Origin of the sequence: Saccharopolyspora cebuensis, assembly GCF_039542665.1 — a bacterium.
Lineage (GTDB): Bacteria > Actinomycetota > Actinomycetes > Mycobacteriales > Pseudonocardiaceae > Saccharopolyspora > Saccharopolyspora cebuensis.
Genome location: NZ_BAABII010000005.1, coordinates 201,563 through 213,912, shown reverse-complemented (window position 1 = coordinate 213,912; position 12,350 = coordinate 201,563). Strand labels below are relative to the sequence as shown.

At 73.0% G+C, this 12,350-nt stretch carries 12 protein-coding genes; 5 read left to right on the top strand and 7 right to left on the bottom strand.

Features of this window, described 5'->3' with window-relative positions; all coding sequences use genetic code 11:
• Window positions 1-52: 52 nt before the first annotated feature.
• Window positions 53-691, bottom strand: a complete 639-nt coding sequence (locus ABD976_RS10730) for a class I SAM-dependent DNA methyltransferase (protein WP_345361185.1) — start codon at window positions 689-691, stop codon at window positions 53-55.
• A 219-nt stretch (window positions 692-910) separates the two neighbouring features.
• Here ABD976_RS10730 and ABD976_RS10725 point away from each other — a divergent pair, with 219 nt between their 5' ends.
• The gene (locus tag ABD976_RS10725) at window positions 911-1,570 is read left to right on the top strand and encodes a GntR family transcriptional regulator (protein WP_345361182.1); all 660 of its coding nucleotides are present in this window, start codon (window positions 911-913) and stop codon (window positions 1,568-1,570) included.
• A gap of 34 nt (window positions 1,571-1,604) precedes the next feature.
• Here ABD976_RS10725 and ABD976_RS10720 read toward each other — a convergent pair whose 3' ends face one another.
• The 3 genes from ABD976_RS10720 to ABD976_RS10710 form a co-directional block, all read right to left on the bottom strand.
• On the bottom strand, window positions 1,605-2,336 hold the full coding sequence (locus ABD976_RS10720; RefSeq protein ID WP_345361179.1) for an aspartate/glutamate racemase family protein: 732 nt from the start codon (window positions 2,334-2,336) through the stop codon (window positions 1,605-1,607).
• A gap of 75 nt (window positions 2,337-2,411) precedes the next feature.
• Window positions 2,412-3,917 (bottom strand): NCS1 family nucleobase:cation symporter-1, encoded by a 1,506-nt coding sequence (locus ABD976_RS10715; RefSeq protein WP_345361177.1) that lies wholly within the window; start codon window positions 3,915-3,917, stop codon window positions 2,412-2,414.
• An 812-nt stretch (window positions 3,918-4,729) separates the two neighbouring features.
• Window positions 4,730-5,533: an NPP1 family protein gene (locus tag ABD976_RS10710; protein ID WP_345361175.1), complete on the bottom strand. Its 804-nt coding sequence runs from the start codon at window positions 5,531-5,533 to the stop codon at window positions 4,730-4,732.
• A 268-nt stretch (window positions 5,534-5,801) separates the two neighbouring features.
• Between ABD976_RS10710 and ABD976_RS10705 the strand changes: the two genes are divergently transcribed.
• Entirely contained in the window at window positions 5,802-6,155 is a 354-nt protein-coding gene (locus ABD976_RS10705; RefSeq protein ID WP_345361173.1) for an MmcQ/YjbR family DNA-binding protein, read from the top strand.
• 150 nt (window positions 6,156-6,305) lie between these two features.
• Here the strand turns inward: ABD976_RS10705 and ABD976_RS10700 are convergent, their stop codons facing one another.
• A complete protein-coding gene (locus tag ABD976_RS10700; RefSeq protein ID WP_345361172.1) occupies window positions 6,306-7,064 on the bottom strand; it encodes an IclR family transcriptional regulator in 759 nt (252 codons plus the stop codon).
• A 212-nt stretch (window positions 7,065-7,276) separates the two neighbouring features.
• Between ABD976_RS10700 and ABD976_RS10695 the strand changes: the two genes are divergently transcribed.
• From ABD976_RS10695 to ABD976_RS10685, 3 genes are read left to right on the top strand one after another with little or no spacing between them, the layout of a single operon-like run.
• Complete coding sequence (locus ABD976_RS10695) at window positions 7,277-8,623, top strand: TRAP transporter large permease subunit (RefSeq protein WP_345361171.1); 1,347 nt, start codon at window positions 7,277-7,279, stop codon at window positions 8,621-8,623.
• A 50-nt stretch (window positions 8,624-8,673) separates the two neighbouring features.
• Window positions 8,674-8,931: a hypothetical protein gene (locus ABD976_RS10690; RefSeq protein WP_345361169.1), complete on the top strand. Its 258-nt coding sequence runs from the start codon at window positions 8,674-8,676 to the stop codon at window positions 8,929-8,931.
• A 58-nt stretch (window positions 8,932-8,989) separates the two neighbouring features.
• Entirely contained in the window at window positions 8,990-10,342 is a 1,353-nt protein-coding gene (locus ABD976_RS10685) for an RraA family protein (protein ID WP_345361166.1), read from the top strand.
• Window positions 10,343-10,389: 47 nt separating this feature from the next.
• Here ABD976_RS10685 and ABD976_RS10680 read toward each other — a convergent pair whose 3' ends face one another.
• Together ABD976_RS10680 and ABD976_RS10675 are read right to left on the bottom strand one after the other, a co-directional pair.
• Window positions 10,390-11,496, bottom strand: a complete 1,107-nt coding sequence (locus ABD976_RS10680; protein ID WP_345361163.1) for a mandelate racemase/muconate lactonizing enzyme family protein — start codon at window positions 11,494-11,496, stop codon at window positions 10,390-10,392.
• The gene (locus tag ABD976_RS10675; protein WP_345361160.1) at window positions 11,496-12,329 is read right to left on the bottom strand and encodes a 2-keto-4-pentenoate hydratase; all 834 of its coding nucleotides are present in this window, start codon (window positions 12,327-12,329) and stop codon (window positions 11,496-11,498) included. Before ABD976_RS10675 ends, ABD976_RS10680 begins: the two co-directional genes overlap by 1 nt.
• Window positions 12,330-12,350 lie beyond the last annotated feature (21 nt).

Here is a 12,350-nt window from a genome sequence, read left to right as displayed (position 1 = left end):
ACTCGGCGTGCGGCGGGCGTGGAGATCGCGGCGATGCGTTCGGGCTCCCGCGTCACCGTTGCTCCGTGGCCCCGCGCAGCAGCAGGTGGCCCCGGCGGTGGCGCTCGCCCTCGCGGGGCTCGCGCAGCATCCGGCCCACTTCGGCGAATCCCGCCGCGCGCGCGAGGTCCGCGAGGTCGTCGATCGGCCACCGGTAGGCCGTCGTCACCTGGTGGTCGAACGCCGTCACCGGTTCGCCCTCGGACTCGAAGAAGGCGAGCAGGAGGTGGCCGCCCGGGGCGAGCACCCGGCGGAACTCGGCGAAGTACGCGGGCACGTCCTGCGGTGCGGCGTGGATGACCGAGTACCAGGACACGACGCCGTGCAGCGCGTCGTCGGCCAGCTCCAGGGCCTCCATGGAACCGACCTCGAACCGCAGGTCCCGGTACGCCTCGCGGGCGAGGTCGATCATCACCGGCGACACGTCGACGCCGAAGACGTCCAGGCCCAGGTCGCGCAGGTGCGCGGTCACCCGCCCGGGGCCGCAGCCCAGCTCGGCGACCGGACCGGCGCCGTCGGTCCGCACGAGCTCGGCGAACGCGGCGAGCAGCGCGCGATCCAGCACCAGCGCGTCGAGCTCGTTCCGGGCGAATTCGGCGTAGCGGACGGCCACGGCGTCGTAGGCCGCCGCGGTCGGGAGTTGTTCGGTCACGGGGGAGGACCCTAGTGCGCCGCGCTGACGGCCGTCCCGTCAGCCGTGGTCGGCGGCGTAGTTGCGGGCCGGGCGGTGGTCGGACACCTCCCGGAAGTTGGTGGCCGCGTTCGGAACCGGGCAATCGTGTTGACACCATCGGGTAAGGGCCCTCGCCACGCTCCGGACGGAGCCGCGGCCCGGTCGACTAGGCTCGGTCCGACCGTGTGAGGAGGGGCCGTGTCCGCCGCCGAAGAACTCCGCAGGCAGCCGAACGCCTCCTTGGGCGAGCAGGTCCGCCGAGCGCTGCGGGCGCGGATCGCGGAGGGGCGGCTGCACCCCGGTGACCGGCTCTTCGAGCAGGACCTCGCCGCGGAGTTCGGGATCTCCCGGGTGCCGGTGCGCGAGGCCATCCGGCGGTTGCAGGGCGACGGGCTCGTGGAGGTGCGCGACCGGCGGCGCGGGGTCTTCGTGCGCGGCCTCGACCGACGCCAGGCGGAGGAGCTGTTCGACGTCCGCGAGGCCCTGGAGGTGCTGGCCGCCCGGCTGGCCGCCGAGCGCGGCAGCGAGGCGGGCGTGGCGCGCACGGCGGCGTTGACCGCGTCCGCGCGGCGCTCGCTGGAAGCCGGTGACCTCGCGGCGATGGCGGAGGCGAACGCGGCGTTCCACGACGAGCTGGTGGCGCTGTCCGGCCACGAACTGCTGGCCAACGTGCTCGAACCGCTGCACGGCCGACTCGCCTACCTCTTCCGCCTGAACCTGGAACCCGAGCGCGTGTGCACCGAGCACGAGCAGCTCCACGCGGCCATCGCCGCGGGTGACGCGGAGCGCGCCGCCGCACTCGCCTGCCGCCACGTGCGCTCCAGCCGGCGGATGGTGTTCGCCCACGACCTGTGCTGACCCGGCCGGGCGCCGCACTCGCCCGGCCGGTCGATCACCCGCGCGCCCGCGGCGGGTCCCAGTTGACGATCGCCTTGGGACGCGGCGGGGCGTAGGTGCGGACCTTCGACGTGCGCAGCCCCAGGTGCACCAGCGACTCGGCGATCGTGACGGCCGCGGTCACCCCGTCGACCACGGGAGCACCGGTGCGCTCGCGCACCCGCTCGCCGAGTCCCGACATGCCGCCGCAGCCCAGGCAGATGACCTCCGCCCGGTCGTCGTCCACCGCGCGGACCGCCTGCTCGGCGATGGCGTCGACGGCGGCGCGGAGGTCCCGCTCGATGTCGAGCACGGCGAGGCCGCTGGCGCGCACGGAGGCGCACCGGGCCGCGAGGCCGGCGGCGGTCAGCCGGTCCTCGATCAGCGGGACCGTGCGGTCCAGGCTGGTCACGACCGAGTAGGTGCGGCCGAGGAACTGGGCGGTGCTCGCGGCGGCTTCGGTGATGTCGACGACCGGGACGTCGAACAGCTCCTGGAGCCCTTCGCGGCCGTGTTCGCCGTACCCGGCCTGGATGATGGCGTCGAACGGTTCCCGGTAGGCCCGGACGGCCTCCATCACGGCGATCGCGGCGAGGTGGCTCTCGTAGTTGCCCTCCACGGACTCCGCGCCGAAAGCGGGTGTGAGCGCGACGATTTCGGTGCCCGGCCGGGCCGCGGTCGCCGCCTGCGCGGCGATGGACTCGGTGATGGACGCCGAGGTGTTGACGTTGACGACGAGGATGCGCACTCCTGGACCTCCCTGGGTGTTCGACGGCGGGGTGGTGCGGGAACTCGGGCGCCGCCGCCGTTCCCGCGGGACACCTCACTCCGACGGAACCGCGATGGACTCGCCGTCCACGTCCCGCGCGTCGGGCTTGCGGTCGCCGATGACGGCGTAGATGCCGGCGCCGAGGATCGCCCCGATGAACCAGGAGAACCCGGCCACCGCGCTGAAGGCGGGCACCAGCGCCAGCACGACCGCGATCGCGGCGGCGGGGGCGAACGCCCACACGGCCTTGGGGTTGTACCCGCCCCGGTAGTGGTACTCGCCGCGCTCGTCCTCGGTGTAGAGGTCGGGGATGTTCACCCGGGTCCGGCGCAGCAGCCAGTAGTCGGCCATGATGACGCCGAACAGCGGACCGAGCAGCGCCCCGAGACCACCGAGGAAGTAGTTCACCACCACCGGGTTGTCGTAGAGGTTCCAGGGCAGGATGGCCAGACCGATGAGGGCGCTCACCAGACCGGCCCGGCGGAAGTCGAGGTGCCGCGGGAACAGGTCCACGAGCACGTAGATCGGCGCCACGAAGTTGGCGAGCAGGTTCACCGCGATCGTGAGGACCACCAGGGCGATCGAGGCCGCCGCCAGCAGGAACATGTTCGGGATCGTCTGGACGATGTCGGTGGGGCTGGTGATCACCCTGCCGTCCAGCTCGAACTGCGCTCCGCTGAGGACCACGACGATCACGGCGAAGAACAGCATGTTCACCGGGATTCCGACGAGGTTGCCGCGCAGGATCGCCCCGCGGCTGGTGGCCGAGCGGGTGAAGTCGCAGAAGTTCAGCACGAACGTCCCGTAGATGACCACCCAGAGCGCGGCGCCCTCCAGGATCTGCGACCACATCGCCGCCCCGGTGAGCGGATCGTCCGTGGACAGCGCGATGGACCCGTCCGCGCGGACGAACAGCCAGATCGCCAGCGCGCACATCGTGATGAGGGTGACCGGGGCGGCCACCGCCATGTACTTGCGGATCACGTGCATGCCGTAGCTGACGATGAGGACCTGGACCGCCCAGAGCGCGAGGAAGGTGATCCAGCCGAGCGCCGACAGTCCCAGCACCGATCGCTCCTGCAACGGCTGCAGCGCCGGGAACATGGCCAGCAGCAAGGTGTTGAGCACCGAGGACGCCAGGTAGGTCTGGATGCCGAACCAGGCGATCGCGACCACGCCGCGCACCGCCGCCGGGATCTGCCCGCCTCGGGTGCCGAACGCGATGCGGCTCATCACCGGGAACGGCACCCCCGCCTTGTGCCCCATGTAGCCGGACAGCGTCAGCAGCAGGAACAGCAGCAGCGAGGCGAGCGCGAAGGCGACCAGGATGCCCCAGACGTTCAGCCCGAGGGCGAACAGGCCGATCGCGAAGGTGTAGTTGCCGAGGCTGTGCGCGTCGTTGGCCCAGAGCGTGAAGACGTTGTAGGCGCCCCAGCGGCGCCCCTCCTTCCGGGTGGGCGCGAGGTCGTAGCTATACAGCCGGGAGCTGGCGGTCGCCGCGCCCGCCGCCGGTGGGGGGTGTCCGGCGGTGGGCGGGCTGCCCGGGTTCTCGCTGTGCATCGCGCGGTCTCCAGTCCTCGGGAGGAAGTGTCGGCGGTCGTCAGGGGACCGGGTCCCCGATGTGGTGTCCGGTTCGGACGGCGGCTCAGCGGCGGCCGTCGTGGGGGAGCCGGCCGCGGGCTCGATTGCCGCGACGGCCGCGGCTTCGCCGCTCGCGCCGGAGGTGCGTCGTCTCGCGCGGGTGCCGCCGGGCAGCGGTCGTTCGCAGCATCGGTTCTGCGCGGGGAGGAGGGGCGTGCGGCGCTCCGGACGACGCGGAGCGAGCTGCGAGGCCGCCCGGAGGGCGCGGCGACGGGTCATTCACACGGCATCATTCCGTTATGTGAAAGTATACTTTTGCGATGCGAGCACGCTAGCGACAGCTCTCCTACCCGTCAAGAGAACGTCACCGGGTGGCCACCGGAGGCCGGTCAGCGGGAGCCCCGGAACGGGGCCGCTGGGAGCTGCGTCGACGCGGTGCGGTGCGGTCGTCCGGTGCGCGAGGTAGCCACGTGAGCACTCGTCGCGGACCGTGGGCGGCGACGGGACGGTGCGCGGCCTGACGCCGCGATGCCACCGCGGCTCGGCGTCCGGGGTGCCGCCGCACCGCCGGGTATCGGTGTCGTCGCGGACCGTGCGCCAACGAGGTCGTGAATCCCGGCGCCACGCGCTTCGAGGCGGCGTGGGCAGGCCCGGCCGCTCCCGGGTCGGTGACCACGGCGATGTCCGCCAGCCGCTCCGGAACCCGCGGTCAGCGGGCGGCGTCGCACCGCTCGGGTCCGCCGCCGGGTGGTGCGGCCCGGCGCGGCGGGAGGTGCGGGATCAGCCGGTCGTCATCCGGCGGCGGTGAACGGGACCTCGGCGGGCTTGGCCGCGGCGAGGTTGTCCTCGAACGCGCCGTCGGAGATCGCCAGGCTCGCCGCGCCGAAGTCGGCGCCGGTGAGCGCGTCCCGGATGCCCGCCGGGAAGCGGTTCCAGCTCACCAGGTCCGGGTACTGCCAGGTCTCGTAGTGGTTCTCCGGCGGCTCGTCCCCGCCGGTGGCGATGCGGAAGGCGTGCGTGCCCGCGCCGTCCTTGTGGTACACGACCTTCGGGTGGGTGCCTGCCCACCGCACCTCGGAGCTCGGGTAGGTGGTGTAGTCGCCGTGCGCGGAGACCGAGACGTACCGGGCCTCGTCGTGGTGCACCCACATTACGACGTGCTCGATGTCGTGCCGGTGCCCGAAGGCGTCGACCCCCGGGACGGCTTGGTCCTTCTCGAAGTACAGGTCGTACAGGTAGGCGCACCAGCCGCTGTCGTCGCAGCGCGAGCGCGAGTAGGAGTTCGTGTTGTCCAGATCGGACTGATCGCGGCAATTGCCGTTCAGCGCACCGGAGTTCTTCAGCCCCTCGGCGATCGTGCCGTCGCGGCCGATCGCGGGCGTCGGGTAGCAGCCGTCGGTGTCGTAGTCGAACGCCGGTTGCCACTTGGCGTCCGCCGCGGCGGCGTCGCCCGGCAGCGCGCTCGGCGGTTCGGCCAGCGCCTGCCCGGGCGTCGCCACCAGCAGGAGCGCGGCAGCGGCCAGTCCCCGCCCGAACCGGCGACGCGCGCGGACGGCGGGCGATCCTCGATGACGTGCGTTGCGCTTGACGGCCATCCCCGAAACCTCCCGAGCCGCACCGGTTCGATCGGAGCGGAACACTAGCGGCACGGGAGGTGAACGGACAATCGCGCTCCGGTTGAACGGCGGGTGCCCTCGGCGGGCCCGGACGGTGACCAGGCCTCCCGGGCCGCTCCCGGGCGCGGTGCGGCTCGCCGATGCCCGGGTCGGCACGCTGGCGCGCGCGCCCGGGGTCGGGCACCATGACGAGGCCGGAGATCGGCCGGGAGGGCGTGATCGCCGCAACGGCAGGAGGGGCAGGCCGATGGCCACCGAAGACGACGTGCGCGGGATCGCGCTGAGCTTGCCCGGCGCCTACGAGCGCGAGTCGTACGGTGGCCGCCCTTCCTGGCGGACGAAACCCCGGATGTTCAGCGGGATTCGGGACGATCCCGAGGCGCTCGTGGTCTGGGTCGCCTCGGTGGAGGAGAAGGAGGAGCTCATCGCCTCCGACCCCGGCACCTTCTTCACCACCTCCCACTACGACGGCCACCCCGTCGTCCTGGTCCGCCTGGACGACGTCGATGCCGACGAACTCCGGGAACTGGTCGAGGAGTCCTGGCGGCTCCGCGCGCCTCGAACGCTGAGCGCGAACCGGGACCGAGCACCCGGCCGCTAGTCCGACGCCGAGCAGCGGCGCGGGCCTCGCGGCATCGCCGGACGGGCCGCCGGTGGCGACCCGGTTGCCGTGGCACCCTTCGGGATCCGGGCGCCGTGACCTGCACGGCCGACCTGCTCGGCGGTGCTCACCGGCGGTCGTTCTCCGCTGTCAGGCCAGGCGGCGGGTGATGGCGTAGGCGGCGCGCCGGACCTCGACGCCGAGGCCCTCGACCCGGTCCGGCGGGATGTCGTCGATGAGCCCGGCGACCTGGACGGCGACGTGCGGGCCGTCGCCCGGCGCGGGCAGCGCGGCGGCGATGGAGGCCATGCCGGGTTCGCGTTCGTTGCGGGCCTCGGAGAACCCGCGCTCGCGGATGCGCCCCAGTTCGTCGCGGAGCTGGTCCGGGCTGACGCCGGCCCCGCTGGCGAGCACGTGGTCGCCGATCTCGTCGAGCAGCGCGTCGACCTCCGGCGCCTCCATGTGGGCGAGGAGGACCTTCCCCGCGCCGAGGTGCAGCGGGAGCCGTTCGCCGACGGGCAGTTCGTAGCGCAGCGGCCGCTTGCCGGGGGAGCGGGCCAGCACGATGCGCGACCGGTCGTGGCGGCGGAACAGCGAGGCGGTGAGCCCGGTTTCGGCCGCGAGGTCGGCCAGCACCGGGTGGGCCGCCACCAGCAGCGGGCTCGTGGTGAGGTAGGCGTGGGCGCCGAAGATCATCCCGATCCCGGGGCGGTAGCCGGTGGCGTCGCGCTCAACCCGCCCGCGGGCTTCGAGGACGTTGAGGATGCGCTGGGTGGTCGCGACCGGCAGTCCCGCTTGTCGCGCGATGTCGCTGAGGCGCACGGCCTGGTGCGTGCGGTCGAGGACCTCCAGGACGTCGATGGCCCGTTCGAGCGAGCGCATCGTCGACGTCGGTTTCTCCGCTGGCATCGTGTCGTGCCCCTCGCCTTCTGCTCCTCGGTTGCCCACCGATCTTCTCACGCAGTGGTAACCCTTGGCGCTTCCTGGGGGGCGCCTTCCGGTGTCCGGGTGTTGACGGGCGGTCCAGCCCTCGCGTAGAAAGCTCACACAATGATGAGAGTTACCGCTGTATGGAACCTCTTGTCGCTCTGTGTCGATGGCGATGCCGGGGATTGATGACTATGCCTCTTGCTCTGTACGCGCTCGGCGCGTTCATCACCGTGATCATCGTGTGGAACGTGCTGCTCCGGCGGAACATGGGCGAGGCCATGCTGCTGGGCCTGCTCGCCACGGCGGCGTTCGCCGGCCCGCGGGCCCCGGCCGCGCTGCTCGACGGCGTGACCGGCGCGCTCGACGAGGAGGTGCTGTACGCGGCGCTGGCGTTCGTGTTCATGGCCTACGTCGTCGACCGCACCGGCCTGATCCAGAAGCTGCTGGCGATCCTCAACTCGCTGTTCGGCCGCCTGCGCGGCGGCCCGGCGCTGGTGGACACCGCCGGGTCGGCGGTGATGGGCGCGCTGTCCGGGTCGAACTCGGGCAACACCGCGGCCACCGGTTCGTTCACCGGGCCGTGGATGGTGCGCAACGGGTGGAAGCCCGAGCGCAGCGCCACCGTCCTGGCGGGCAACGGCGGCCTCGGCGCGGCGCTCCCGCCGAGCGCCTCGATGGTGATCATGATCGGGTTCGCCGGGTCGATGGTGACGACCGGGCAGATCTACCTCGCACTCCTCGCGGCGGGCGCGTACCAGCTGCTGTGGCGGTTCCTCGTGATCGGCTGGTTCGTCCGGCGGGACCGGATCGCCCCGATCCCCGCCGATTCCGTCGTGCCGTTGCGCAGCAGCGTGCGCGCCGGTGGCTGGGCCCCGGCGATCGCGCTCGGCGCCCTGCTGCCCATCCTCGTGACGGTCGGGCCGGTGGCGTCCTTCCTCGGTTCGGCGGAGCGCCTCGGCGGGTCCGTGGACGACATCTCCATCCTGACCTGGATCCCGATCATGATCACCGCGCTGGCGCTGCTGGTCGGCCGCGACCGGCTGCCCAGGACCGCGCGGGGCTGGTTCGGGTTCCTCGCCGACTCGATGCCGCGCTTCGCCACCGTCGGGGCGCTGCTGTTCTTCGCGGTCGCGGCGAGCGAGGTCCTCGACGGGCTCGGGCTCGCCGGTGACATCGACGCGATCCTCAACGGACTAGCGGTCAACAAGTACGTCGTGGTGGTGCTGGTCGGGATCCTGATCGCCGTGATCGCGGGCCCGCTGTCGTCCACGGCGACGTTGACCGCGGTCGGCCAGGTCTCCTTGTTCTCGCTGGTGGGCGTCGGCGTCGACCCGGTGCTGGCGGTCACCGCGATCCTCGTGTTCGCCTCGACCGAGGGCGCCTCCCCGCCCGCGTCCGGGTCGATCTTCGTGGCGTCCGGGCTGACCGGGGCCCAGCCGGAGCGGACGTTCGCGCCGCTGATCGGCTACTACATGCTGCCGATCACCCTCATCGGCTGCCTGATCGCCTGGGGTGTCCTGCCGGTCTTCGCCCCCTGAACCGGCTCGCCCGAGAACCGCCGTCCGACACCACCTCGCAGGAGCGACCCATGACCACCACCGCGCGCCACCGCCTCCGGAAACCGATCCGCATCCTGTTCGTCACCACCTTGCTGGTCTTCCTGGCCCTGGCGGTGCTCCTCGTCGCCACCCAGGTCATCGGCGTGCTGCTGCTGCGGCCCGGGGTGGTCACCGGTGCTTCGGACGTGCTGCTGCTGCCCAGCATCACCGCCGCCGTCGTCTTCGGTCTCGTCGCCTTCGCCGGGAGCTACCTGCCGGACTCCGGCCCCGGCGACGCCCAGGACTGAATCCGCGCCCGGGCGCGTCCCCGACCGGGAGCGCCCGCCACCCACGAAGGAGCCCCTCATGCACGTTTGCGTCCTCGGCCTCGGCGAAGCCGGTGCCCGCTACGGCGCGGGCCTGGCCGAACGCGGCTGGACGGTCACCGGCTACGACCCGGGACCGGCGGCGACCCCCGCCGGTGTCGCGAGGGCCGGGACCGCCGCCGAGGCCGCCGCCGGAGCGGATCTGGTGCTGAGCCTGGTCGGTGGCGCGCACGCCGCTGCCGCCGCCGAAGCGGTGGCCGGGCACCTCGCGGACGCGGCGGTCTACGCCGACATGAACGCCGGCTCGCCCGAGCTCAAGGAATCCCTCGCCGCGATCGTCGGTGCGGAGCGCTTCGCCGACGTCTCGGTGATCGGCTCCGTCCCGCGCTTCGGCGTCGCCACCCACGTGCTCGTCAGCGGGCAGGCGGCCGCGGCGGTGACCGACCACTTCACCGCGTTCGGGGCCCGCGCCGAGACCATCGCCGGGACGGCCGGCGCGGCTTCCGCGCGCAAGCTGCTGCGCAGCACCTTCATGAAGGGGCTCGGCGCGCTGATCACCGAGTCGTTGCAGGCCGCCCGGGCGGCGGGCGCGGAGGACTGGGTCGCCGAGCAGATCGACGGCGAGCTGAGCAGCGGGGCCGCCACCCGCGAACGGCTGCGCACCGGCACCGCCAGGCACGCCGCGCGCCGCGCGGGGGAGGCCGACGCCGCCGTCGCGCTGCTCGACGCCCTCGGCCAGCGCGGACCCATGACCCGGGCGACCGCCGAGGTGCACCACGCCCTCGCCGACGAGCAGCAGGGCGCCACCGACGACCTGCGCACCGCCTGCGCGTCCTTGGCGGTGGCCGCCATCGGCGACGCCCGCGACCGGATGGGCCTGCTCGACGGCGGTATCCGCCCGCTGTGGAAGGGCGCACGAGCGGTCGGCCGCGCCCGCACCGTCTGGGTTCCCCGCGGCGACAACCAGGCCGTGCATCGCGCGCTGGCCACCGCCCGGCCGGGCGATCTCCTGGTCGTCAACGGCCACGGCGACACCAGCCGGGCGCTCATCGGTGAGCTCATCGCCGAACGGGCCCGCGCGCGGGGGATCACCGGCATGGTCATCGATGGTGCCGCCCGCGACATCGCCGAGCTGGAGCGGCTCGGGTTCCCGGTCTGGGCCCGCGCGGCGAACCCGGCAGGCCCGTACAAGAACGGTCCCGGGCAGGTCGACGTCCCGGTGGCCGTCGGCGGCGTCGTCGCCCGCCCCGGCGATCTCATCGCGGCCGACGAGGACGGGGTCGTCGTGGTCCCGGCGCACGAGGCCTGGGCGACCCTGCACCGCGCCCGCGCCATCGAGCACGACGAACGGCGGCGCCGCGACGCCATCCTCGCCGCCACCGGGCCCGAGTAGCCGGTCGCGGATCCGGCCGCCGCCCCGCTCGGCGAGCGGCGGCCGGATCAGTGGTAAGCGGCGACGGGATCGCCCAGCACGTCCTGCCGCGGCGCCACGCCCAGCCCCGGCGCGTCGGGGGCGACGACGCGTCCGCCGACCACGTCGAAGGAACCGTCCGCGGTCGTGAGCGAGACCATGTCCCGGCATTCCAGCACGCACCGGAGGTACCGCTCGGGGACGGTCTGGGCGAGGTGCACGATCGCGGCGAAGGCGATGTCGGATCCTGTCGTCTCCTGGACGCTGACCGCGTACCCCGCCGCGGCGCAGAGGTCCCGCAGCCGCCGTCCCCGGGTGAGCCCGCCGTTCTTGGAGATCTTGATCCCGATGCCTTCCACCGCGTCGTCGGCGATCGCCTGGACGACCGAGGCGGTGTCGATCGCCAGCTCGTCGAACACGATGGGGACGTCGGTGCGCCGCCGCAGCGCCAGGGATTCGCGCCACGTGGCGCACGGCGACTCCAGCACGACATCGAGCCCCGGCGGCAGCAGCCGGACCATGCGCAGGGCGCTCTCGACGGTCATGCCGCCGTTGGCGTCGACCAGGAAGAACTCGCCCCGTTCCCGGTCCGCCAACGACGCCGCGATCCGTTCGGCGTCCTCGGCGGGCTCGCCGCCGATCTTGATCGAGTGGCCGAGGTAGCCCAGCGCGCGGTGCCGGGCGACCAGCTCGCGCATCTCGTCCGGACCGCCCATCGGGATCGAGGAGATCACCGGCATCGCGACCCCGGTCCGGCCGCCCAGCAGTTCGCAGACGGGGAGCCCGACCGACTTGCCGAACACGTCCCAGCACGCGACGTCGAGCGCGCTCTTGGCGTGCTCGTGACCGACCAGCGCCGCGTCCATCGCGTCGTTGATCCGGTCGACGCGCCTCGGGTCGAGACCGAGGAGCTTCGGGGCGATCTCGGCGATCCCGGAGCGCACGCCGAGGGCGTGGGCGGCGACGAAGGTCGAGCCGAACGGCGTGCTCTCGCCCCACCCCTCGATCCCGTCCTCGGTGCGGACGCGCACGACGGTCGCGTCGAAGCCGCGGTACTCCCGGCCGCCGGAGAGCCGGTACACCCCGCCGGAGTAGGGGAGATCCACCTGGAACACGTCGATCCGTTCGATGCGCATCAGACCTCCGTCGCCGTGCTCGCGGGAACCTCGAACTCGACCGAGCCCCAGCCGTCGAACGTCCCCGACCAGTGCATGGCCCGAGAGCGGTCGGTCCGGGAGCGGTCGGTCGAGTCCATCGGCACCGCTTCCAGGCAGCTGCCGGGGAGGATGACCTGCCCGGGCTCGAACTCCACACCGTGCGGCGCCAGCCGGTTGCACAGCCACGCGGTGGCGGCCAGCGGGTTGCCCAGGACGTTGCGGGTGTTGCCCGTCATCACGCGCCTGCCGTTGCACCGCAGGGACCCCGGGGTATCGCTCAAGGTGAGGTCGGTGATGCGCCGCGGCGTCCCGCCGAGGATCACCGCGCCGGTCGATCCGTTGTCCGCGAGGGTGTCGGGCAGCTCGATCGCCCAGTCCTGGATGCGGGAGTCGATGATCTCGATGGCGGGGACCGCGTACTCGATCGCGTCGATGACGTCGGCCACGGTGAGGTGGGGGCCGCGGAGGTGGCGCTTCAGGACGAAGCCCGGTTCGAGTTCGACGAACGGTGCGATGAACCGCGTCCGGTCCACCTCGGTGCCCTCGTAGGCGAACGTCGTGGCCAGCAGGTGCCCGTAGTCGGGCTGGTCGAGGCCGAAGGCGTCCTGCATGGCCTTGGCGATGTTGCCCAGCTTGTACCCGACGACGCGGTCCCCGTCGGCCACGGCGGCCTCGGCGTTGATCCGCTGGACCTCGAACGCCTCGTCCGCGTCGAGGTGCGGTCCGGTCTTCGAGGGTGCGGTGATCGGCACCCCGGTCCGGCGCGCGTCCCGCAGCGCCGTCGCGACTCCCCGGAGTTCGCTGGTCCGCATGGTGTCGTCCCCTTCCGGCAG